The 21,284-nt window shown below is 73.8% G+C and carries 20 protein-coding genes; 7 read left to right on the top strand and 13 right to left on the bottom strand.

Annotation, left to right across the window (positions count from 1 at the left end; all coding sequences use genetic code 11):
• The first annotated feature begins 103 nt into the window (after positions 1 to 103).
• Entirely contained in the window at positions 104 to 469 is a 366-nt protein-coding gene (locus ACFOVU_RS19905) for a hypothetical protein (RefSeq protein WP_378535811.1), read from the top strand.
• 78 nt (positions 470 to 547) lie between these two features.
• On the opposite strand, the gene ACFOVU_RS19900 is transcribed toward ACFOVU_RS19905, so the two are convergent.
• Positions 548 to 994 (bottom strand): DUF4345 domain-containing protein, encoded by a 447-nt coding sequence (locus ACFOVU_RS19900; RefSeq protein ID WP_378535809.1) that lies wholly within the window; start codon positions 992 to 994, stop codon positions 548 to 550.
• 409 nt (positions 995 to 1,403) lie between these two features.
• On the opposite strand from ACFOVU_RS19900, the gene ACFOVU_RS19895 reads away from it, so the two are divergent.
• Positions 1,404 to 1,979, top strand: a complete 576-nt coding sequence (locus tag ACFOVU_RS19895; protein WP_378535807.1) for a hypothetical protein — start codon at positions 1,404 to 1,406, stop codon at positions 1,977 to 1,979.
• A gap of 206 nt (positions 1,980 to 2,185) precedes the next feature.
• Here the strand turns inward: ACFOVU_RS19895 and ACFOVU_RS19890 are convergent, their stop codons facing one another.
• Positions 2,186 to 3,379, bottom strand: a complete 1,194-nt coding sequence (locus tag ACFOVU_RS19890) for a YeiH family protein (protein ID WP_378535805.1) — start codon at positions 3,377 to 3,379, stop codon at positions 2,186 to 2,188.
• Entirely contained in the window at positions 3,379 to 3,531 is a 153-nt protein-coding gene (locus ACFOVU_RS19885) for a hypothetical protein (protein WP_378535803.1), read from the bottom strand. The genes ACFOVU_RS19890 and ACFOVU_RS19885 overlap by 1 nt, the downstream gene beginning before the upstream one ends.
• A 648-nt stretch (positions 3,532 to 4,179) precedes the next feature.
• Here ACFOVU_RS19885 and ACFOVU_RS19880 point away from each other — a divergent pair.
• Positions 4,180 to 5,766, top strand: coding sequence for an amino acid permease (locus tag ACFOVU_RS19880; RefSeq protein ID WP_378535801.1), 1,587 nt, complete (start codon positions 4,180 to 4,182; stop codon positions 5,764 to 5,766).
• 85 nt (positions 5,767 to 5,851) lie between these two features.
• Here ACFOVU_RS19880 and ACFOVU_RS19875 read toward each other — a convergent pair whose 3' ends face one another.
• Positions 5,852 to 6,709: a metallophosphoesterase family protein gene (locus ACFOVU_RS19875; RefSeq protein ID WP_378535799.1), complete on the bottom strand. Its 858-nt coding sequence runs from the start codon at positions 6,707 to 6,709 to the stop codon at positions 5,852 to 5,854.
• Positions 6,710 to 6,868: 159 nt separating this feature from the next.
• Between ACFOVU_RS19875 and ACFOVU_RS19870 the strand changes: the two genes are divergently transcribed.
• Together ACFOVU_RS19870 and ACFOVU_RS19865 are read left to right on the top strand one after the other, a co-directional pair.
• The gene (locus tag ACFOVU_RS19870) at positions 6,869 to 7,591 is read left to right on the top strand and encodes a helix-turn-helix domain-containing protein (protein ID WP_378535797.1); all 723 of its coding nucleotides are present in this window, start codon (positions 6,869 to 6,871) and stop codon (positions 7,589 to 7,591) included.
• Positions 7,592 to 7,692: 101 nt separating this feature from the next.
• Entirely contained in the window at positions 7,693 to 8,241 is a 549-nt protein-coding gene (locus tag ACFOVU_RS19865; RefSeq protein ID WP_378535795.1) for a TIGR03086 family metal-binding protein, read from the top strand.
• Positions 8,242 to 8,274: 33 nt separating this feature from the next.
• Here ACFOVU_RS19865 and ACFOVU_RS19860 read toward each other — a convergent pair whose 3' ends face one another.
• From ACFOVU_RS19860 to pgi, 3 genes are all read right to left on the bottom strand, one after another.
• The gene (locus tag ACFOVU_RS19860; protein WP_378535793.1) at positions 8,275 to 8,748 is read right to left on the bottom strand and encodes a MarR family winged helix-turn-helix transcriptional regulator; all 474 of its coding nucleotides are present in this window, start codon (positions 8,746 to 8,748) and stop codon (positions 8,275 to 8,277) included.
• A gap of 89 nt (positions 8,749 to 8,837) precedes the next feature.
• Entirely contained in the window at positions 8,838 to 9,806 is a 969-nt protein-coding gene (locus tag ACFOVU_RS19855) for a ring-cleaving dioxygenase (protein WP_378535791.1), read from the bottom strand.
• A 177-nt stretch (positions 9,807 to 9,983) separates the two neighbouring features.
• Positions 9,984 to 11,645 (bottom strand): glucose-6-phosphate isomerase, encoded by a 1,662-nt coding sequence (pgi, locus tag ACFOVU_RS19850; protein WP_378535789.1) that lies wholly within the window; start codon positions 11,643 to 11,645, stop codon positions 9,984 to 9,986.
• A 386-nt stretch (positions 11,646 to 12,031) separates the two neighbouring features.
• Here pgi and ACFOVU_RS19845 point away from each other — a divergent pair, with 386 nt between their 5' ends.
• Together ACFOVU_RS19845 and ACFOVU_RS19840 are read left to right on the top strand one after the other, a co-directional pair.
• Positions 12,032 to 13,021, top strand: coding sequence for a zinc-binding dehydrogenase (locus ACFOVU_RS19845; protein WP_378535787.1), 990 nt, complete (start codon positions 12,032 to 12,034; stop codon positions 13,019 to 13,021).
• Positions 13,022 to 13,191: 170 nt separating this feature from the next.
• On the top strand, positions 13,192 to 14,544 hold the full coding sequence (locus ACFOVU_RS19840) for a dihydrolipoyl dehydrogenase family protein (protein WP_378535785.1): 1,353 nt from the start codon (positions 13,192 to 13,194) through the stop codon (positions 14,542 to 14,544).
• Positions 14,545 to 14,607: 63 nt separating this feature from the next.
• Here the strand turns inward: ACFOVU_RS19840 and ACFOVU_RS19835 are convergent, their stop codons facing one another.
• From ACFOVU_RS19835 to ACFOVU_RS19810, 6 genes are all read right to left on the bottom strand, one after another.
• Entirely contained in the window at positions 14,608 to 14,910 is a 303-nt protein-coding gene (locus ACFOVU_RS19835) for a DUF6221 family protein (RefSeq protein WP_378535783.1), read from the bottom strand.
• Positions 14,911 to 15,117: 207 nt separating this feature from the next.
• A complete protein-coding gene (locus ACFOVU_RS19830) occupies positions 15,118 to 15,939 on the bottom strand; it encodes a glutamate ABC transporter substrate-binding protein (protein WP_378535781.1) in 822 nt (273 codons plus the stop codon).
• Positions 15,940 to 16,091: 152 nt separating this feature from the next.
• Positions 16,092 to 17,597 carry a hypothetical protein gene (locus ACFOVU_RS19825; protein WP_378535779.1) on the bottom strand — a complete coding sequence of 502 codons (1,506 nt, stop codon included), beginning with the start codon at positions 17,595 to 17,597 and terminating at the stop codon, positions 16,092 to 16,094.
• Positions 17,598 to 17,603: 6 nt separating this feature from the next.
• The gene (locus ACFOVU_RS19820) at positions 17,604 to 18,398 is read right to left on the bottom strand and encodes an FHA domain-containing protein (protein WP_378535778.1); all 795 of its coding nucleotides are present in this window, start codon (positions 18,396 to 18,398) and stop codon (positions 17,604 to 17,606) included.
• A 22-nt stretch (positions 18,399 to 18,420) separates the two neighbouring features.
• A complete protein-coding gene (locus tag ACFOVU_RS19815) occupies positions 18,421 to 19,755 on the bottom strand; it encodes a vWA domain-containing protein (protein WP_378535776.1) in 1,335 nt (444 codons plus the stop codon).
• Between the two features lie 373 nt (positions 19,756 to 20,128).
• Positions 20,129 to 21,214 carry a protein phosphatase 2C domain-containing protein gene (locus ACFOVU_RS19810; RefSeq protein WP_378535774.1) on the bottom strand — a complete coding sequence of 362 codons (1,086 nt, stop codon included), beginning with the start codon at positions 21,212 to 21,214 and terminating at the stop codon, positions 20,129 to 20,131.
• Positions 21,215 to 21,284 lie beyond the last annotated feature (70 nt).

The following is a 21,284-nucleotide window of genomic DNA, read 5'->3' as shown; positions in this document are numbered from 1 at the left end:
CGTGTATCTTTCCCCTCGTCACACGCCTATACGGGCGAGTGGCAGCGCGTCCAGCCGCGCCCCCCAATCCGTGAGCCCCACCCCACTGGGAGCAGAAGAGATCATGGCCGAATTCGCGAAATTCCACCTGTCCGGCGATATCGAGGACGCCCGGACCGTGCTGCTGGACGTGCTCGGGCAGCACGGCTACCGCTTCTCCTGGGAGAGCCCCACTTCGGGTCTCGCCGAGAAGGGCAGCAAGGCCAAGGCGATGCTGCTGGGCGCCCTGGCCGTCCACTACAAGTACAGCCTCGGCCTCCAGGCCAACCCCGACCAGAGCGTCACCGCGTCCATCTCGCTGGGCAACACCGGGATCTCCGGCGGCGCCATCGGGTTCTCCAAGGTCCGCGGCGAGCTGGACACCCTGTTCAACGCCGTGCGGCAGGCCTATGAGGTCAAGGGCCTTCTTCGCCACGTCGAAGCGGGCTGAGCCACGACACACCATCGGGGGCGAGCAGCGGGCGATGGCCCGGCGCCCCGCCCTCCGCCGTGCGCGGTGTCCGCGGGCTCAGCCAGCGGACACCGCTCCGCCGGAAGCGCCGCCGGTGCCGCCCGCGGCACCGGCGGCGGCATCGGCGGCGGAGCGAGCGACGCGGCCTTGGGCGAGGATGAGCAGCGGCATACCGACGAGTTCCAGCACGAGTGCGCCGACGAAGACGGGGTGCGGCCAGCCGGCCACGGCGACCGACAGCAGCCGGGCGAACCCGCCGAGGAAGATCAGCCCGAAGAGCAGACGGAACTCGGTGGTCACTCGTTCGATGCGCGGGACCATCCACAGCGCGGCCACGCCTGCGGCGAACCAGAAGACGGCGTTGAAGCGGAAGGCGCTGTCGACGCTCGGCGTGACCTCACCCCCGCCGAGGATCATGGACGGGCCCAGCAGGACGTCGGTGAGACCGGTGCCGATGGGGATGAACGCCAAGACGGCGACGACGATCTGTAGACCGCGGCGCATCGGGGTCCCCTTCCCTGTACAGGCCGGTCCTCTCGTTTCACCCTAGACCCGGTCCTGCGGACCACCGCAGCGGGCCGACACGTGAGAAGAGGGCACTACCCAGTGGACCTGCTCAGAACCTTGAGCCTTTTCCAACCTCAGCTTGAGCAGGTGAGGTGGAGGGTGAGGACGGCCTGGACGACCCGGCATGGGCGATCGATCGGGCGTCGGTAAGCCCCAGTAGCAGTTGCCGGTAGGCCGTTCACTACAGGTGGAGGAGCCGCTTCAGCCGGTGAGCATTCTGGGCCGAGTTCAGTCGCGGCCTACGCATGGCACCCCGGGCCGGCCCGGACATTCGGGGATGTGAAGGACCGGTAGGCGTCGAAGTCGTGAGTGACGGGCTGTCGGTGGCTACTCCTACCGTTGCCTCATGGGGAACTATTTCCAGACCGTCGTCGATCTCGACGCCACGCATGCGGACGCCCGGACCCTGGCAGACAGCGGACTCGACTGGCTGGTCAGGGAGGGGATAGTTCGGGCCGAGCTCACCGACTGTGTTCTCGGGGCGCCGTCGGGGCATCCGCCCGGTCCCTCCTGGGCCAAGGCGGTCGGTCAGGAGGACTGGGAGCCCAGCGACGGACTCAGGGTCGAGACCGGCCGCACCGTATTCAACTGCGGCCAGGGCGAACCCAGGTTCGCCGTGTGCCCCCATTGTGCCGGTCGGGCGGATTTCTACACCGACCGGCTGGAGGAGATCGAGGGTGCGTGGGAACCCTTCAGTGAGGCCATCAGCGACTGGAGCGACACAGGCAGCGCGGCAGTCGCCTGCCCGCATTGTCGGCGCCCTGGTGACCTGACTGCGTGGACCTGGTCGGATGACTACTTCGCCTTCGGGTATCTCGGTTTCGAGTTCTGGGACTGGCCCGACTTCAGCCCCGGCTTCCTCGAAGGTCTCTCACGCGCGCTCGGGGGGCATCGCACCGTCCTCATGGAAGGCAAACTCTGAGGGAGCCGGAGTTCGTACGCCCTCCCCCCGTTCGGCCCGACGCGCCGCCCAACCTCCGGCTACTCGTCCGGTTTCACGGGGTGGCCCCACCCGGCTTCACGCCCTTCACGGGCCGGGGCTGGGAGACCTTCTCCTGAACGAGGGGGAGGCACCGCGCCCGGCCCCAGGGGGTTCGGGCCGGGCACGGCGGCGAGGGCTCGGGGGGGTCATACGGCAAAATCGGCGAAGAGGAGGATCGCGAGGAGGAGGCCAAGCGCCAGGTTGATGACCGTCGCGATCGCGAAGACGCCGATGGGGCGCCAGCCCGCCTCCTTCAGGGAGCCCGCCCGGAACTCCAGGCCGATGCTGGTGAACGCGGCGATGAGGAACCAGTCCCGCAGGGCGCGGGCCGTCTCCAGGCCGGGCTCGCCGGCTGCGCCGGTCGTGCTCGCCCAGACCGTGGCGATGACCGACGCCGCCAGGAAGCCGAGGACGAACTTCGGGAAGCGGTCCCAGAGCGTGCGCAGGCCGGGGCGGTCCGGCACTTCGGTGCCCGGGGTGCCCGCCGCGGCCTGCTCGGCCGGGGCGACGCGGAAGGTGAAGTAGGCCGTGAGGGCCACGGCGACCACGCCCATCAGGACGTTCTGGGTGGACTTCACGATGGTGGCGATCTGGAGGGCCTCCTCGCCGACGATCGCGCCCGCCGCGGCGACCGCCGCGGTCGTGTCGATGTTGCCGCCGATCCAGGCGCCCGCCTGCGGGCCCGTGAGGCCCAGGACGCCGACCAGCCAGGGCAGCAGGAAGATCGACGGGACCGCGAAGAGGATCACCAGGCTGGCGGTGTAGGCCAGCTGCTCCTTCTTCGCCTGGACCGACCCCGCTGCCGCGATCGCCGCGCTCACGCCGCAGATGGACACCGCCGAGGCGATGAGGGCGCGCAGCCGGTCGTCGAGCCCGAACCGGCCGCCGATCCACCAGGTGGACAGGAAGACGAGGGTCACCAGCGCGAGCGACTGGACGATGGAGGGGCCGGCCGCGCGGATGATCACGTCGAACAGCACGGTGGAGCCGAGCAGCACCAGGCCCGTCTTGATGAAGAACTCGGTGCGGAAGCCCCCCGCGAGCCGGTCCCGCAGGCCGCCGAGGGACAGCGCGAGGTTGCCGAGGAGGCCGAGGATGATCGCGTAGACCGGGTACTCGACGGCCTCGGCGAACCCGCCCAGCGGGGTGCCCGCCGTGGCCTCGGGGACCGCCGTCTCCAGGTAGCGGGTCACGGCGGCCAGGACGAGGACGATCAGGACGCCGGCCGCCGCCCACGCCCAGGCGGTTCCGGCGCCGGGGGCGGGGGACGGGGCGGGGCCGGTGGAAGGCGTGGGCTCGGAGGAAGGGGTGGGGTCGGGGGTGGTGGTGTCGTCGGCCATCAGGGCACCAGCCCTTCGGGGATGACGCCGACAAGGGAGACCAGGAGGAGGACGAGGCCGACGATGGTCGCCGCCCAGTCCTCGCCGATTCCGTGGGGCACGGCCCTGCGCTTCTTCGGGGCGGCCTCGGGGCCGCTGCCGTCCGTACTCATCGTGACCTCGCGTCCGGCGACACCGTCGCCGCAGGTGGGGGATGGGGTCGGAGGGTCCGGCCGGTACCGGTGGGCCGGGGCCCTCGGTCCGATAGTAGATTAAACCTACCTTTTTAGTATAGATACGACGAGCATCGAATCGGTTACCGCTCGGACCAGGCACCCCTCCGCACCGAACGCCCGCGGAACGCGCCGTTATCCTTCCTTCAAGGGCGGCGAACCCTCCCGGACGGCGCAGCGCACCGCGCACGCCGCAGGTCGCCCGAGCGGCGTCCGACCAGGCCGCGAGCCGCGGATGCCACGGTGGGCAGGACCCGGCCCCGGCATCCCCACGACCCCCTCTAGCACGCACAACGCCCCGGAGTCACACGACTCCGGGGCGTTGTTCTTCGTCCGATCGGACAACGGCGTTCCCGAACTGTAGTGGAATGGAACAGCTCATCTCGACCTTCGCAGGCGTACGGTGCGGGGAAAACAGTGACGGTCGGCACTTTTCCGGTGAACAGGGCGCCGCGGGCGGTTGGTTCTCCCGTGAACACGGGGGCGATAGGAGCCGCACGAACAAGCCCCGTGAGCCCCGCGGACCGCCCGCCCCCGGGGAGCCGTCCCATGCACCCCCGCCCATGTGACAGGCAGGTAGGAATCGATATGGCATCCGGTCAGCAGAGTCTCAGCCCTGGAAGGGGTGTATTCCGGCGCAAGCCGATCGACAGCGTCGAAGAGCAGACCGAGGGCGGCGGCCTCGCCAAGGCCCTCGGCCTGTGGCAGCTCACGGCGATCGGCGTCGGCGCCATCATCGGCGCCGGTGTGTTCTCCCTGGCCGGCGCGGTCGCCAACGAGACGGCCGGCCCCGCGGTCCTGTTCTCCTTCCTGATCGCGGGCGTCGCCAGCGCCGCCGCCGCGTTCTCCTACGCCGAGTTCGCCGGGCTCATCCCGCGTGCCGGGTCCGCCTACACCTACGGCTACATGGTGCTGGGCGAGATCGTCGGCTGGTTCATCGGATGGGACCTCCTGCTGGAGTACATCGCGATCGTCTCCGTTGTGGCCATCGGGATCTCCGGCTACTTCGACTTCTTCCTGAGCGGGATCGGCCTGGAGCTCCCTCTGTGGATGTCCGGCGCCCCGGGCACCGAACCCGAGGGCGTGCCCGACGGCAGCTACAAGGTGAACCTGTTCGCCGTCCTGCTGTGCCTGGGCATCGCGTTCCTGCTCACCCGGGGCGTGAAGAACGCCGCCCGGTTCGAGACCGCGTTCGTGGTGCTCAAGGTCGCGATCGTCGGGGTGATCGTCGTGGTCGGCGTTTTCTTCATCGACACCGCCAACTACGACCCGTTCTTCCCGTTCGGCGTGGGCGGGACGCTCTCGGGTGCGGCACTCGTCTTCTTCGCGGTGTTCGGCTATGACGCCATGAGCACGGCCGCCGAGGAGTCCAAGGACGCCCAGCGGCACATGCCCAAGGCGATCATCTACTCGCTGGTCATCTCGATGGTGCTGTACGTCCTGGCGTCGCTGGTGCTCACCGGCATGCAGAACTACACCGAGATCGACCCCACCGCCGGGTTCTCGGCGGCGTTCGCTTCGGTGGGGCTGGGCTGGCTGGCCAACGTCATCGCCATCGGCGCCGTGCTGAGCATCCTCACGGTGATGTTCACCTTCATGCTCGGTGCGACCCGCGTGTGGTTCGCGATGAGCCGCGACGGCCTGCTGCCCAAGTGGTTCGCCAAGACCGACCGCAAGCACCACGTGCCGGTCCGCGTCACCTGGATCGCGGGCGTGCTGTCGGCGGTCCTGGCCGGGTTCTTCCCGATCATCGAGGTCGCGGAGCTGACCAACATCGGCATCCTGTCGGCGTTCGTCGTCGTCTGCATCGCGGTGATCGTGCTCCGCTACAAGCGCCCGGATCTGCCCCGCACGTTCCGCACCCCGGGCATGCCCGTCGTGCCGCTGATCGGTGTCGTGTTCTCGCTGTGGCTGATCAGCTTCCTGGGCTGGCACACCTGGCTGCGGTTCGGGATCTGGCTGGTGATCGGCCTGGTCGTGTACTTCGCGTTCTCCTACCGCAACTCGAACATGAACCGGGTCGCGGCCACTCCGGGCGCCCCCGCCGCCCCTGCCGCGGGTGCCCCGGCGGGTCCGCCCCCGGACGACGGCGGTGCCGGCGGCTCCGACGCCTCCTCTGCGGGTGGCGACCCCGGGGGCTCCGGCGGCGGTGACGGCGGCGGATCGGGCACGTAGCCGAGCCCTTCCCTTTGCCGTCCCCCGTGGCCGGCCGGCGCAGTGGCGCCGGCCGGCCACGGCCGTCGGGGCACCGGTCCCGCGGTCAGGAGGCGGGCAGGACCGTGTGGATGCGGTACTGCGGGGCCGGCCGGCGGCGCCACTCGCGGGGGTAGCCCAGGGACACCTCCTGGAACCGCACCCCGTCCTGGTGGGTGATCCGCGGGATGTGCAGGTGACCGTAGACCACGGCCACGGCGTCGTACTTGGTGTGCCAGTCGGCGGTGCGCACGGTGCCGCACCATTGGGCGAACTCCGGATACCGCAGGATGTCGGTCGGGTGGCGCACCAGGGGGTAGTGGTCGACCAGCACCGTCGGCCCGCTCACCTCCGACAGCCGGCGCTCGCTGTAGTCGATCCGGGCCGCGCACCACGCCTCGCGGGTCGGGTAGGGGTCGGGGTGCAGCAGGAACTCGTCGGTGCACACCACCCCCGTTCCGTGCGCGTAGGCCAGCCCGTCCTCCTTGTTGTCGGTCCCCGGCGGGTGGAACGAGTAGTCGTAGAGGGTGAAGAGCGGGGCGACGGTCACCGGCCCGCCGGCCCCCTCCCAGACGGGGAAGGGATCCTCCGGGGTGTGCACCCCGATCTCCCGGCACCGCGCCACGAGGTGCTCGTAGCGCTCGACCCCGCGCAGCCGCACGTCGTCGTGGCGGACCGTCCACAGGTCGTGGTTGCCGGGGACCCACACCACCTCGGCGAAGCGGCCGCGGAGCAGGCGCAGCGTCGACTCGATGTCGGCGACGGTCTCGGCGACGTCGCCGGCCACGATCAGCCAGTCCTCCGGCGTCCCCGGTTGCAGCGCCTCCACGATCTCCCGGTTCTCGGCGTGCGACACGTGCAGGTCGCTCAGTGCCAGCAGGCGCGGTCCGGCCGGGCCGGCGTCGTCGGTGTGCGGTTGGGCCATGTACGCTCCCGGTGCCTCTCGGGGGGTGCGGTGACTGTGCGCTGGGGTCCAGTGTGGGCCACCGGCCGGTGCGCACCGACGCCGCACCCCCGCTCAGCACGGCATCGGCCGGTTCCGGCCGCCCGGGAAGAACCTCGGGCGGGGACCTAAAATGGGCCCATGACCTGGTACTCGCCGTCGCCGGTCGCCCCCGATCTGGCGCCGGACCTGGTGACCGGCTGGACGGCGCGCATCGAGGGCACCCACCGCCTGGTCCCCGACGGCTGCGTCGACGTCCTCTGGATCGACAACGGCAGGGTCGTGGTGTGCGGCCCCGAGACCGCGGCATGGTCCTTCCGGCTGCCGCGGGGCACCGAGGCGGTGGGCGTCCGGTTCCGCCCCGGCCGGGCCGGGGCCGTCCTGGGGTTCGACACCGCCGGAGTCCGCGACCGCCGGATCCCCCTGGAGGACGCGCTCGGCGGCCGCGCGCAGCGCCTGCTGTCGGAACGGCTCGGCGACGCCGCGCCCGAAGCGCGCGCCGGGATCCTGGAGGAGCACGTCCGCGGCTGGCTGGCCGGGGCACCGCGGCAGGACGACGCCACGATGGCGGTGGCCCGCGCGCTGTCCCGCGACCCCGCCACGACGGTCGCCGGCCTGGCCGCCGCCACCGGGCTCAGCGAGCGCCAGCTGCACCGCCGCTGCACGGCGGCCTTCGGCTACGGCCCGGCGACCCTGCGGCGGATCCTGCGCCTCCAGCGGTTCCTGCGGATCGCCCGCCACCCCGCGGCCCCGGTGGACCTCGCGCGGCTCGCCGCCGCAGCGGGCTACACCGACCAGTCGCACCTGTCGCGCGACTGCCGCACCATCGCCGGGTCGAGCCCGAGCGAACTTGTCGGCCGTTGAACGCGCATGCGAGAGACGCGGATATCCGCAGTCCACAGGGTGTGGAGAAGATGTCCGATCCGTACACGACAGCCGCCGCGGCAAGGGGTGATCATGGGCCCATGACCGAGATCTCCGAGCGCTACCGCGCCCTCTCCGCAGAGTTCACCCGGCGCGTCCAGGCCGTGCCCGACGACCGGTGGGACGACCCGTCGCCGTGCGAGGGCTGGACCGCGCGCGACGTCCTGCGCCACATGCTGGACAACCACGTCAACATGCCCGGCCACGCCGGGGTCAAGCTGGACCTGACCCGGTCGGCCGACGACGACCCCCGGGGCGCGTGGGCCGAGGCCCGCGACGCCATGCAGGCGCTGCTGGAGGACCCCGCACGCGCCGATGCCGAATACGACGGGTACCTCGGCCGGACGAACGTGGCCGACACCGTCGACCGCTTCCTCGGCGTCGACCTGCTCGTGCACGGCTGGGACATCGCCCGCGCCACCGGGCAGGACGAGACGCTTCCGGCCGACCAGGTCCGCAGGTTCCACGCCCTCTTCCAGGGAGTCGGCGACGTGGTGCGGTCGCCGGGCGTCTTCGGGCCCGAGGCGCCGGTGCCCGACGATGCCTCGGAACAGGACCGGTTCCTCGCCTTCACCGGCCGCACGCCCTGACCCGCCCGGCCGCCGCCGGGCAGGCGGTCAGGGTCAGGGCCGGGGTTCGAGCGCGCCGACTTCCAGTGCGCTCATGATCTCGCCGAGCGCGGCGGACTGCTCCGGGGTGAGGCGGTCGAAGAGCCGGGCCCGCACCTTGGTGACGTGCCCCGTGGCGGCCTCGGCCAGCACGCGGGCGCCCTTGTCGGTGAGCACGGCCCAGGAGCCGCGGCGGTCCTCCGCGCAGGTCTCGCGGCGGACGTGTCCGGCCTGCTCCAGCCGGGCGATCTGGTGCGACAGGCGGCTCTTGGACACGATCACGCTGTCGGCCAGGCCGCGCATGCGCATCCGCCGCCCCTCGGCCTCGGAGAGGCTGACCAGGATGCCGTACTCGACCAGGGTCAGGCCGTTGCGCTCCTGGAGGTCGCGGTCGAGTTCCTGCTCGATCTGCGAGTTCGCGCGGAGAAAGCTCCGCCAGGTCCGCTGTTCGTCCGCATCGAGCCACCTGACCCCGTCCATGGGGGTCATCGTACTTCGGTTCACCGAGCGCTCCCGCCGGGCGGCGGGCCGTCGCGACGCGGTGCGCGCGGCCGCATCGGGCCCGCCGCTCACCGCTGTCACGCCCCGTCCCGCGCGGCTTCGGGGACCACGAGGCCGGGCAGGCGGGCCTCGATCTCGGCGCGGTCGGGCTCCAGCCACGGCGGGAGGCGCAGGTCGCGCCCCAGCCGGAGCAGCGGCTCGTCGTAGTCGAACCCGGGCCCGTCGGTCGCGATCTCCAGCAGCACGCCGCCGGGCTCGCGGAAGTAGATCGAGGTGAAGTAGGAGCGGTCGCGGATCTCGGTCACGTCGATGCCGTCGTCGGCCAGGGTGCGGCGCCAGCCGTCCTGGGTGGGCCGGTCGGGGGCGCGGTAGGCGACGTGGTGGACGGTGCCGGCCGCGACCAGCCCGCGGTCGGCACCGGGGGCGGCGAGGACGTCGACGACGGTGCCCACGCCGGCCGCCGCTTCGCCGGTGTGGAACCGGAGGCGGTCGCCCTCCTCTGCGGCGAGCCGGAAGCCGAGGCGCCCGTTGAGCATGGCGGCGGTGTCCTCGGGGTCGTGCTCGGTGAGGGTCACGGCGCGGATGCCGCGGATGGCGTGTTCGACGGGCACCGCGCCGCCGTCCCAGGGGTCGGTGTCGTGGGTGTCGGCGGCGGCGACCAGTTCGAGGACGAGGCCGTCGGGGTCGCGCAGGGTGAGCACGTCCTCCTGGAGGCGCTCGGCGGGCCGGGTCGCCTCCACGCCGAGGGCGGCGAGGTGCCGCTGCCACCACCCCAGCGAGCCTTCCGGGACGCTGAAAGACGTGGTGGTGGCCTGGCCCGCGCCGAGCCGGCCCTTGGGCGACCCCGGCCAGGGGAAGAACGTCATGATGGTGCCGGGGTTGCCCGCCCGGTCGCCGTAGTAGAGGTGGTAGGTCTCGGGGGAGTCGAAGTTGACGGTCTTCTTGACCAGCCGCATGCCCAGAGCGTTCAGGTAGAAGTCGGCGTTGGCCTGGGGGTCGCTCGCGATCGCCGTGACGTGGTGGATGCCTGAGGGACGCACGTCCATGTCGGTCTCCTGTCCAGCCGGGTCCGTGCCTGCACCCTAGTGAACAGTTGAAAATTGAACAACATTCCGCCCGCCCCTCCTCCGCGGGCCATGCGGGGCGCCTCCCCGAGCCGGCCGGCACCACGGTCCCGCCGCCCGCTCTCCGGGCGGCGGGACCGTCAGCGCGTGCGTGTCCGGTCAGCGGCCGCGCAGGGAGCGGTAGTGGCGGACCAGTTCGGCGGTCGAGGCGTCCAGCCCCGGGACGAGGGCGCCCGCGCTGAGGGCCGGCTCGATCCGGGTGGCCAGCGCCTTGCCCAGCTCCACGCCCCACTGGTCGAAGGAGTCGATGTCCCACACCGCGCCCTGCACGAACACCTTGTGCTCGTACAGCGCGATGAGCTGCCCCAGCACCGACGGGGTCAGCTCCGGGGCGAGGACGGTCGTGGTCGGCCGGTCGCCGCGGAAGGTGCGGTGCGGCACCTGGTCCACGGGCACGCCCTCGGCCTCGACCTCGTCGGCGGTCTTGCCGAACGCCAGCGCCTGCCCCTGCGCGAACATGTTGGCCATGAGCAGGTCGTGCTGGGCGGCCAGCCCCGGCGCCAGCTCCGCCCCGGGCCGGGCGAACCCGATGAGGTCGGCGGGCACCAGCTTGGTGCCCTGGTGGAGCAGCTGGAAGTAGGCGTGCTGGCCGTTGGTGCCCGGTGTGCCCCACACGACCGGCCCGGTCTCCCAGCCCACCGGGCGCCCTTCGCGGTCGACCGACTTGCCGTTGGACTCCATGTCGAGCTGCTGGAGATAGGCGGTGAAGCGCGAGAGGTAGTGGCTGTAGGGCAGCACCGCGTGCGACTGCGCATCGTGGAATTCGCCGTACCAGATCCCCAGCAGGGCCAGCAGGACCGGCGCGTTCTCCTCCAGCGGGGCGGTGCGGAAGTGCTGGTCGACGAGGCGGAACCCGTCGAGCATCTCGCGGAACCGCGCCGGGCCGATGGCGATCATCAGCGACAGCCCGATAGCGGAGTCGTAGGAGTAGCGGCCGCCCACCCAGTCCCAGAACTCGAACATGTTCGCCGTGTCGATGCCGAACCGGGCGACCTTCTCGGCGTTGGTGGACACGGCGACGAAGTGGGACGCCACCGCAGCGGGGTCCCCGCCGAGCCCGGACAGCAGCCACTCCCGCGCCGAGGTCGCGTTGGTGATGGTCTCGATGGTGCCGAAGGTCTTGGACGCGACGACGAACAGCGTGGTGGCGGGGTCGAGGTCGCGCAGGGCTTCGTGCAGGTCGGAGCCGTCGACGTTGGACACGAACCGGGTGTCGGGCCCGTTGCGGGTGAAGGGGCGCAGCGCCTCGTAGGCCATCGCCGGGCCCAGGTCCGAGCCGCCGATGCCGATGTTGACCACCGCGGAGATCGGCTCGCCGGTGTAGCCCCGCCACTCCCCCGACCGCACGCGGTCGGCGAAGCCGGCCATCCGCTCCAGCACCGCGTGCACATCGGGGACCACGTCGTGCCCGTCGACCTTGACCACCGCGTCCGCCGGGGCGCGCAGGGCGGTGTGCAGGACCGCGCGGCCCTCGGTGGTGTTGATCCGCTCGCCGCGGAACATGGCGTCGCGCAGGCCCTCGACGTCGGCGGCGGCGGCCAGGTCGCGCAGCAGCCGCAGCGTCTCGTCGGTGACGAGGTGCTTGGAGTAGTCCAGGTGCAGGTCGCCGACCTGGACGGTGTAGCGGCGGGCGCGGTCGGGGTCGGCCGAGAACAGGTCGCGCAGGTGGATGTCGCCGAGCCGGTCCCGATGTTCGGCGAGCGCCGACCACTCGGGGCGCCCGTCCAGGCGCTGGTGTTCCTCGGCGGTCGTGTCGGGCATGGGGTTCGCTCCTCGTTCATCGCGGGCGCTTGGCACGGTCGTCGTCTCCCGGGGCCGCAGGGCGTGCAGCGGGCGCCCGGCGCCGCGGGCCGGGCGCCCCCGGTCTCCGGGCCGGGCTGCCGCGGCGGCCGGGCCGGCCGCGCATCCGCCGCCGCGCAGGGGACGACAGCGGCAGCGTAGCCGTCCCGGGCCTCCGGCGCCGGGCGCGGCGGCGCGGCGCGCGCGAACCCGGCGGCCCGCTGCGGATACCCGGCGGCGGATACCAGGCGGCGGCGCCTTGACCTCGACATTGGTCGAGGTTCTAGCGTTGTCGACGACGAACGCCACCCGCGCGGATCGCCGCACGCGGTAGGGCGGCGGCCCGCCCGACGACCAGGAGGTCGGCCGTGCACGCGATCCGGCTGTACGAATTCGGACCGGCGGAGAACCTGCTGTACGAGGAGGTCCCCGACCCCGTCCCCGGCGAGGGGCAGGTACGGGTCGACGTGGCCGCGAGCGGCGTGCACGTCGTCGACACCCGGCTGCGCCAAGGGCCCGTCGGCGGCCCCTTCCCCGCTCCCAGCCTGCCCACGACCCCCGGGCGGGAGGTCGCGGGCGTGGTCGGCGCGGTGGGGCCCGGCACCGACCCGGGGTGGGCGGGCCGCAGGGTCGTCGTGCACCTGGGTCCCGCCGGGGCCGGCGGCTACGCCGAGCAGGTGGTGGCGGAGGCCGCGTCGCTGCACGAGCTGCCCGGCCATGTGGCGGCCGACACCGCGGTCGCCATGATCGGCACCGGGCGCACGACGATCGGCATGCTCGACCTGGCCGCGCTGCGCCCCGACGACGTGGTGCTGGTGACGGCGGCGGCGGGCGGCATGGGCAGCCTGTCGGTCCAGGCCGCGCACGCCATCGGGGCGACCGTGGTGGCCCTGGCGGGCGGCGCCGCCAAGACCGCGCTCGCGCGGCGGCTCGGCGCGGACATCGCGGTCGACTACCGCGACGGCGACTGGCCGGCGCGGGTCCGCGCCGGGCTCGGCGACCGCGAGGTGACGGTGGCCTTCGACGGGGTGGGCGGCGCGACCGGCGCGGCCGTCCTGGGGCTGCTCGGCGGCGGCGGGCGGCTCGTGCTGCACGGCTACTCCGCCTCGGCCGGGGCGCCCACTCAGGTCACAACCGCCGACCTCGCCGAACGCGGGCTCACCGCCATCTGGGGGATCGGCCCGCACATCGTGCGCCGCGCCGGCGGCATGCGGGCGCTGGAGACCCGGGCGCTGGCCGAGCTGGCGGCGGGCCGCCTCGTCCCGCCCGTCACCGCGTTCCCCCTCAAGGACGCCGCGCGGGCCCACGCCGCCCTGGAGAACCGCGAGACGACCGGGAAGGTGGTCCTGACCCCCTGAGGCGGCGCCGGGCCGGGCGAACCGAGCCCGGGGGCGTAGGGTCGGCGCGTCGCGGTGTCCCCGAGGGCGGGGTGGCGTAGCAAGGACCTGGCGCCGTGGCGGAGCCGGCCGCGACGATGTCCGGGCGGCGCGGCACCGGCGCCGCGCACCGTCGAGGAAGGGGAGGCCGCATGGACGGGCACTACGACGCGATCGTGATCGGCATGGGTCCGGGGGGCGAGGTCGCGGCGTCGCGGCTGGCCGCGGCGGGCAAACGGGTCGCCGTGGTCGAACGGGAGCTGGTCGGCGGGGAGTGCGCCTACTGGGCCTGCATCCCCTCCAAGACGCTGCTGCGCCCGCCGGAGGTCCGCGCCGAGGCCGCGGCGGTCGCCGGGCTCTCGGCGCCGCAGCCCGACTGGCAGGCCATGCGCGCCCACCGCGACACCATGATCCGCCACCTCGACGATTCGGCGCAGGTCGAGGGCTACCGGAGCACCGGCGTGACGGTCGTCAAGGGCTCCGCGCGGATCACCGGCCGCGACCCGTGGCGGGTCGAGGCCGGGGACGCGGTGCTCACCGCCGGCGACGTCATCGTGGCCACCGGCTCCTCCCCGATCCGGCCCCCGGTTCCGGGCCTGGAGGAGGTCACGGTGTGGACCAACCGCGAGGCCACCACCCTGGCCGAGATCCCCGCGCGGGCGGTGGTGGTCGGCGGCAGCGCGGTGGGCGTGGAGCTGGGCCAGTTCCTGGCCCGCATGGGCACCCGGGTGACGCTGCTCCAGCGCGGCCCGTTCCTGATGAACCGCGAGGACCCGCGCATCGGCGCGCTGACCGCCGCCCTGCTCACCCGCGACGGCGTGGACGTCCGAACGGGGAGCGAGCCGCGGCGGTTCTTCCGCGAGGGCACCGACAGCGTGGTGGAGCTGGACGACGGCGCCCGGATCGCCGCCGACGTGGTGCTGCTGGCCACCGGCCGCCGCCCGCGCACCGAGGGCCTGGGGCTGGAGGAGGCGGGCGTGGAGGTGGGCGCCCGCGGGCTGGCCGTGGACGAGCGGTGCCGCGTGGCGGAGGGGCTGTGGGCGGTCGGCGACGTCACCGGTGTCGCGCTCTTCACCCACGTCGCGAAATACCAGGGTCGGGTGGTCGCCGACAACATCCTGGGCCGCGACCGGGTGGCCGACTACACGGCCGTGCCCCGGGTGGTGTTCAGCGACCCCGAGATCGCCGTCGTCGGCCTCACCGAGGACCAGGCGCGCGAGCGCGAAATCGACTTCATCACCGCCGAGGTCGACCTGGCCGCGACACTGGCCCGCCCCTGGACCTACGCCACCGAGCCCGAGGGCCACATGGGCGTCCTCGCCGACCGCGAGCGCCGCGTACTGATCGGCGCCTGGGCGGTCGCCCCACTGGCCGGAGAGGTCATCCACACGGCCGCTCTCGCGGTACGCGAGGCCATCCCGGTCGACCGCCTCACCGACGGGATCGCCCAGTTCCCCACCTACAACGAGGGCTACGTCCTCGCGGTGGAGGCCCTGAACCTCTGACGGTGCGCGGGCCCGCCCCGCCGCGCCGACGGTACACCGGTGCCGGGAGGCGCGCGCCGGCGCTCACCCTCTCCAGGACTCCTCGTAGTCGGGGTGGGTCTCGTAGACCGCCGCCAAGTGCTCCAGCGCGCGGCGCCAGGCGTGCAGGGCCGCCCAGGCGTCGGCCGGGGGCGGGGCGGCGGAGCGGCCGTGCGCGCCCAGGCCGTTCATGCACGCCTCATGCGCCACCACGTAGCCGCGCACGATCCGCCGCTTGGCGTCGACGTCGGCGCGGGCCCGGGAGGGGCCGCCGGTGGCAGATGACGCCGCGTGCGCCGCCCGCTCGTCCTCGTCCAAGCGCGCAAACAGGAACTCCACGATCGTCACCCGAGCGGTCTCCCTTCATCGGGGTGTCCCCCATACCGACGTTCGTATACCACCCTTTCGTTCCGTGTGGCGAAGCCGGCCCGCCCGCCCGGGCCCCGCACGGGCCGTGGGCGGGGGCGGCGCACCGGCTCGGGAGCGGCCGCGGAACCGCGGCGCACCGGCTCGGGAGCGGCCCCCGGACCGCGGACGCCGGTGCGGTGCATCGGGCTAGGAACAGCCTTCGAACTGCGGGACGCTGGTCACGATGTCCAGCCCGGTGTCGCCGAACCACGTGGTCAGCAGCCGCTCGGCGGTGCCGTCCTGGTACATGTCGGTGAGGGCGCGGTTGACGGCCTCGCAGCCCGACACGTCCTCCTCGGCGACGCCGATCCCGTACCTCTCGTCGGTGAACGGCGCTTGGACGAGCTTGAAGGCGGACCGGTTCTGGAGCAGGAACCCGGCGAGGATGAGGTCGTCGGTCGTCACCGCGTCCGCCTCGCCCTCGGCGAGCATGGACACGCACTCGCTGTAGCTCGGCGCCTCAACGAGGCGGGCGCCGATCCCCCGCTCCTCGATGACCCGGTCGGCGGAGTTGGACCCCTCGCCCTGGCACAGGCGCCGGCCCTCCAGGTCGCGGACGTCGTCGATCGACGTCTCCTCGGCGCGGACCAGGATGTCCTGGTGGGCGACGTAGTAGGGGCCGGCGAAGGTCACCTCGGTCTTGCGGGCGGGGGTGATGGAGTACGTGGCCACGACCAGGTCCACCCTGCCCTCGATCAGGTATTCCTCGCGCTGCGCCGAGGTCAGCGGGACGAACTCGACGTCCTCGCGCTCGACGCCGAGCCGGTCGGCGACGTCGAGCGCGACGTCCACGTCGAACCCGGTGAAGGAGCCGTCGGCCTCGCGCAGGCCCAGGCTCGGCTGGTCGGCCTTGACCCCGATCCGCAGGGTCTCGCGGGACAGCAGCGACCGGGTCTCGCCGAGCGCCCCCGTGCAGGAGCACACCGCCAGGACCGCGGCCAGGGGAAGTGCGAGATCACGCAACCGCATCGCCGTCTCCTCGTCTCCTCATCGTCCGGTCGTCCGGTCGTCGTCCGGGTTGATCGGGTTGTGCGGGTTGATCGGGTCGGTCCGGTGTCATGGGGCGTCGTCGAGCGTTTCCGGGGCCGGTCCGCCTCGGTGACCGGGGGCCGGCCCGCCGGTCACCGGTACTCGGCCAGGCGCGGGCGGACACCGGCGAGGATGAGCACGGCGAAGGCCAGGGTCGACGCGGGCAGCAGCACGTCCCACCCGGCCCGCCCGCGGTCGCCCGCGTTCACCGCGTTGTCGAAGGTGGCCCGGTGCAGGCTGGTGAGGTTGATCAGCGACTCCTCGTAGCGGTCGAACGCGTCCTCGACCGACCCCGTCCCGCCCATGTGGGCGCTGACGGCCGCGCGCCGCCGCCCGTCCCCCGCGATGGCGCGCATCTCGCGGTCGGCCCGCAGGAAGCCGTCGTAGGCGCGCAGCACCTCGCCCTGCGCCTCCGCCTGACCGTCGAGGCGGGTATTGTCCAGCTCGTCGCCGAGGAAGCCGAGGATCCGGCCCCGGTAGCCGGACCGGTCGGCGACCAGCGCGCCCACCTCGCTGTCGTAGGCCAGCAGGTCGCCGGGGACCACGCCACCCGGTCCCTCGACGTAGAGGACCGTCTGCGCGTCCTCGAAGAAGCTCTGGGCATAGGTGTCGGCGCGCTCGGGGTCGAGCAGCCAGCGGCTCTGGTCGGCGTTCATCCCGGTGCTGATCGCCTGGGCGCTCGACAGCGCGATGACGGAGTCGAGGCCGTCCTCCTTGGCCGTGCGCAACTGCTCCGCCTGGTTCTGGAGCATCCCGGTGGCCAGCCCGACCAGGGCGAGCACGCCCACCGTCGCCGCGGCCAGCGCCGGGTTGTAGCGGCGGCGGAACCGGGCGCGCAGGAACAGCTGGAGGGCCACCAGCGAACCGACCGCCACCGTGCCCGAGATCGCGACCCACAGCGGGCCCAGCCGGATGTCGGAGCGCCGTTCCTCGTAGGTGGTCCGGACGGTCGCCCCGCTCTCCAGGGTCAGGTTGTAGGCCTTGGGCAGCAGCTCCAGGCGCATGAGGTCGGTCGCCTGACGGTAGGTGTCCACGACGCCGGCGGTGGGCTGGCCCGGGCCGGAGCCCGCCTCGTCGTTGAGCAGGCGCGCCTCGGCGACGAGCTGCTCGTAGTCGCCCATGCCGTTGAGGACCTCCCGGACGGTCCGCTGCTCGGCGGGGTCGCCTCCGGCGAGTTGGGCCGCGTGCAGCAGGGCGGAGTTGGCCTCGTCGCGGCGCAGCTCGTAGCGGCGCACCGATGCGTCGCGGCCCTCCCCGAGGGTGTGCTCGTCGCCCATCAGCAGGATGTTGGCGACCTGGGCGTCCATGTCGCTGAGGGCGAAGTACAGGTCGGCGGTGGCCGCCACCTTGGGTCCGGCGCCGTGCCCGATGACCTGGAAGCCCTCGCGCGCCTGGGAGATCGCCACCGTGGTGACCGTGAACAGCGCACCCACCGACGCCAGGCACAGGGCCGTCAGCAGCCAGATCCGCACACGGGTGCCGTACGGGCCGCGCAGCCGGCGCAGGATGCGCCGGCGCCGGAAGGAGCGGGCGATGCGCCCCCCGGGGGGAGCGGGCACATCGGCGACGGCCGGGCCGCCGGTCGCTCCGCTGATCATCGCGGGTCAGCCCTTCTGGAGAGTGATGACCGTCCACGCACCCACGTAGATGCGGTCGCCGTCGTGCAGCGGCACCGCTGCGTCGTGTGCGATCGGATCGCCGGTCCCATTGACGGTGGTCCCATTCGTCGAGCCCAGGTCGAGCAGTACCCAGCCGCCGTCGGGTACGGCCAGCAGCATGGCATGCAGGTGTGAGACAGCGGGGTCCTCCGGGGGGACTCCGAGGTCGATGTCGGGGACGATGCCGCGCGCGGCGCTGCGCCGCCCCACGTGGATGCGCTTCTTGTTGAGCGGGAGCCGCCGCAGCCCCGGGTGTGCGGGGAAGCGGATCGCGGCGGGATCGAGTACGCCGCGGTCGGCCAGGGCCTGATAATAAGCCGGATCGGCGCCGATCACGGCACGCCAGACGCCGGCCGGGCCCGCTCTGCCCTCGGGGTCGCCGCCGCCCGGACGGCGCGGCCGGCCGCCGCGGAGGCGGCCGGGTGGCGGTACGGTCCCAAGGGCGCCGCCGCTCACCTGCGCCGGTACGCGGACGAGGTGGTGGGCGGGCGCGGGCGCGCCGAGCGAGGAGGCGACGGTCGTGTCGAGCTCGGTGAAGTCGAAGCCGCACTCCTCGCAGTAGCGTCCGTCGCGTCCGGTGCCGCACTCCGGGCAGGGCCGCTCATCGGCTCCGCCCGGAGCGGGCGGCGTCCGCCGGCCGGGCAGGTGGAGCCGCGCGGCCGGCGCGGGCATCCGGATGCCGCAGACGGCGCAGAATCGGTCGGTGGCCGAGTCGTGCCCGGCCGGGCAGCAGGTCGGCATGGTGGGCCCTTCCTTCGGCGGTCTAGCCCTCCGCTGGATCGGCCGTGCGCGTGCGCACGGTCCGGGTGGAATCGGTGTCGAGCGTCATCTCGTCGACCTCCGCGACCGACGAACGCAGCCGGACGGTCCCGGTCTCGGGGTCGACGACGTCGACCACCTTTCGCAGCAGCGCCGCCGTGGCCTCGTTGCCGAAGGCATGCGCCAGGGCGACCGCCCGGCCCAGCCGGGCGGTCGCGGTGTCGGTGTCGCCCCTCCTGCGGGCGTCCAGCCCCTCCCGGACAGCGCGGGCGAGCCGGGTCTGGCCGGTGTAGTGCGCGACGCGGGCGTCGATCCGGGCCGAGCGGTCGCCGTCGGCGGTCCATTCGGCGAGGATGTCGCCCGACGCCAGGACGCGCTCCCCGGCGACCACGCGCACCCACCCGGCGCGCATCCGGCGCCCGGGCGTGCCGGGCGGCACGGCGACGCACACGTGGTAGTCGCGCGCCTCGTCGCCCCAGGCGCCGAGCGGGTAGTCGGCGACCTGCGGCCCGCGGCCGATGCGCCGCAGGTCCTGCACGGCGGGCGCGACCTGGCGGATGAAGCGGACCTGCGCCGCCTGCGGGATCCACAGCCGCAGCGCCACGTCGGCGACGGTCTTGCCCATGGCGGCCTCGGTCATGGCGCGCACGTCGGCCGCCATGTCGGCGGGGTCGGCGATGATGCCCATGCCGCCCATGAGGGCCGAGGAGATCCGGCGCAGCTCGTCGACGCTCCACGAGGTGCCCACGCCGCGGCAGTCGCAGACGAAGCGGCCCGCGACCTCCTTCAGCGCCTCGTCGAGACCGCCGGGGAGTTCGTTGTCGAGGCCGTCGGTGATCAGGATCGCGTGGCGCAGAGCGGGGGTGTCCGGCGCGGCGAACAGCTCACCGGCCGCGCGCAGCCAGACGCCCATGCGGGTCCCGCCTCCGGCGGCCAGCCCGCCGACCGCGCGGGCCGCCGCGGCGCGGGTGCGGGGGGTGGCGGCCACGAGGCGGCGTTCGCCGGGGTAGACCATGGCGGCGTCGCCGCTGCCGGCGACGATCGCGAACAGCACCCCCTCGCGCAGCGCGGCGACCGCCGCAACGGCGGCACGCCGGGCCGCGGCGATCTTCTCGCCACGCATGGATGCGGAGGTGTCGATGATGACGACCTCGGCGGCATCCGGCGCGGTCGGCACCAGCGCGAGCCCGTCCGACCCGTCACCGTCACGCGGCCGGCGGTCCGGCACCCCGGCCGCCGCGACCTCCACGACCGCGTGCACGTCCGTCCCGCCTAGGGGCAGGAACCGATTCTGATCGACCCGCACCGAGAACTCCGGCGCCCCGATGTCACCCGTCATGGCACCCGCTCTCGGACCGCACGGCGGGTGGTGGGACACGGCCCGCGCACGGCCTGCGTGCGATGGGCGGCTGGCGTCCGGAGGCCGCCGTCGCCCCCCGGCCCCCCGGGCCGAGCCGCACGCGCCCTGTGCCACGGCCGGTGGATCGCGCCGGTCGCGACCGCGCACGGCCGCGGCCCTCCCTCGGATGACGCCCCGCCCGAGTGCGCCGCGGCGACGCGTCCCACCGCCCTGAGGAGACGGCAGGGGCGAAGAGCAGGGCCGACCGTGCCCCGGCCGCGACCGGGCCGCCCGGGCTTCGCCGGCGCCGGTGGGGCGGGTGAGGCCGGCGGCGGGCGACGGCGCCGGCGGTCGGTCGCGTGGGACGGCGGCATCAGGGGGCCTCCACGGAGGGGGGTTCGCGGCGACCGGCGGGGACCGCGATCACGACCGCGGTGATGTTGTCGCCGCCTCCGCTGTCGAGGGCGAAGCGGATGAAGGTGCGGGCCGCCTCCAGGGGGTCGTCGGCGGCGCCGGGGACCGCGGCGGCGAGGGCGTGCGCCTGGGGGAGGTAGTTCCACAGGCCGTCGCTGCACAGCAGGAGCGCGCCCGGGCCCCGGACCTCGACGGTCTCCAGGTGGCCGTCGACGGGGCCGAAGTCGGCGCCCATCCATGCGGTGAGCGCGTGGGCGTGGACCGACGCCCGCGCCTGCGCGGGGGTCATGACGTCCATCGCGACCATGGCCTCCCCCCACGAGTCGTCCCGGGTCAGCAGCGTCGAGCGGCTGCCCGCCCCGGGGGCGGCCAGCCAGTAGGCCCGGCTGTCGCCGATCCAGCCCAGGGTGATCGGCCCGCCGTCGGCGGGGACCACCGCGGAGACGAACGTGCACGCCGGCGCCTCCGGACCGGAATCGGCGAGCCCGGACACCGCGGCCGCGGCGCTGCGCATCGCCTCTTCGGTGGAGTCGCGCGCCGAGCCGCCGGCGGCGAGGCCGTCCGCGAGCACGGCGGCGCCGACATCGGCCGCGACCCGCGACGCCTCATGCGGTCGCGGGGAAGTGGAGACGCCGTCGCACACGACGGCGACGACGGCCTGCGGACCGGACGGACGCACCGTGGAACGAGCGGAGGCGGCGCCGTCCGGGCCGAGGGAACCTTCCGCCGGGCCGGCGGCGGAGCCGTCCGGAACGGCCGCGGAGCCGTGTGGGACGGCGCGCGTGACCTGCGGACCCGGTCCCGCCTCCTCGCCGGCCGTCGCAGGGTCGGCGGACGTCGCGGCGGCCGGGGCGGGGGCCGCCTTCCCGCCGCACGCCGCCGTTCCGGTCGGCGCTGAGGCGCCCCGGTCCGGGGAGACCGGTGCCGAAGGAGCCTGCGGGGCCGAGCCGGGGACGGGCGCGACCGGCGCCGGGGCGGTCGCGCCGGGGGCGAGGAGCACCATGGCGTCCTCGTTGCGGCTGTGCCGCAGGCCGCGGTCGCTCACTCCCCCAGCGGTACACGAGGCCACCTCGACGTGGTCGCGCTTCTCAGGCCGGCGCAGCCCGCAGCGGCGG

It is taken from the genome of Nocardiopsis sediminis (genome assembly GCF_042650565.1).
Classification (GTDB): Bacteria; Actinomycetota; Actinomycetes; order Streptosporangiales; family Streptosporangiaceae; genus Nocardiopsis_B; species Nocardiopsis_B sediminis.
The sequence above is the reverse complement of the archived record's forward strand: the minus strand, read 5'-3'. Positions and strand labels throughout refer to the sequence as shown.

Coding starts and splice junctions, on each gene's coding strand:
- ACFOVU_RS19830 (WP_378535781.1), bottom strand. CDS start 15,939: ATGCGGTTGCGTGATCTCGCACTTCCCCTGGCCGCGGTCCTGGCGGTG.
- ACFOVU_RS19825 (WP_378535779.1), bottom strand. CDS start 17,597: ATGATCAGCGGAGCGACCGGCGGCCCGGCCGTCGCCGATGTGCCCGCT.
- ACFOVU_RS19840 (WP_378535785.1), top strand. CDS start 13,192: ATGGACGGGCACTACGACGCGATCGTGATCGGCATGGGTCCGGGGGGC.
- ACFOVU_RS19865 (WP_378535795.1), top strand. CDS start 7,693: ATGACCGAGATCTCCGAGCGCTACCGCGCCCTCTCCGCAGAGTTCACC.
- ACFOVU_RS19875 (WP_378535799.1), bottom strand. CDS start 6,709: ATGGCCCAACCGCACACCGACGACGCCGGCCCGGCCGGACCGCGCCTG.
- ACFOVU_RS19895 (WP_378535807.1), top strand. CDS start 1,404: ATGGGGAACTATTTCCAGACCGTCGTCGATCTCGACGCCACGCATGCG.
- ACFOVU_RS19905 (WP_378535811.1), top strand. CDS start 104: ATGGCCGAATTCGCGAAATTCCACCTGTCCGGCGATATCGAGGACGCC.
- ACFOVU_RS19885 (WP_378535803.1), bottom strand. CDS start 3,531: ATGAGTACGGACGGCAGCGGCCCCGAGGCCGCCCCGAAGAAGCGCAGG.
- ACFOVU_RS19815 (WP_378535776.1), bottom strand. CDS start 19,755: ATGACGGGTGACATCGGGGCGCCGGAGTTCTCGGTGCGGGTCGATCAG.
- ACFOVU_RS19860 (WP_378535793.1), bottom strand. CDS start 8,748: ATGACCCCCATGGACGGGGTCAGGTGGCTCGATGCGGACGAACAGCGG.
- ACFOVU_RS19855 (WP_378535791.1), bottom strand. CDS start 9,806: ATGGACGTGCGTCCCTCAGGCATCCACCACGTCACGGCGATCGCGAGC.
- pgi (WP_378535789.1), bottom strand. CDS start 11,645: ATGCCCGACACGACCGCCGAGGAACACCAGCGCCTGGACGGGCGCCCC.
- ACFOVU_RS19880 (WP_378535801.1), top strand. CDS start 4,180: ATGGCATCCGGTCAGCAGAGTCTCAGCCCTGGAAGGGGTGTATTCCGG.
- ACFOVU_RS19870 (WP_378535797.1), top strand. CDS start 6,869: ATGACCTGGTACTCGCCGTCGCCGGTCGCCCCCGATCTGGCGCCGGAC.
- ACFOVU_RS19900 (WP_378535809.1), bottom strand. CDS start 994: ATGCGCCGCGGTCTACAGATCGTCGTCGCCGTCTTGGCGTTCATCCCC.
- ACFOVU_RS19890 (WP_378535805.1), bottom strand. CDS start 3,379: ATGGCCGACGACACCACCACCCCCGACCCCACCCCTTCCTCCGAGCCC.
- ACFOVU_RS19820 (WP_378535778.1), bottom strand. CDS start 18,398: ATGCCGACCTGCTGCCCGGCCGGGCACGACTCGGCCACCGACCGATTC.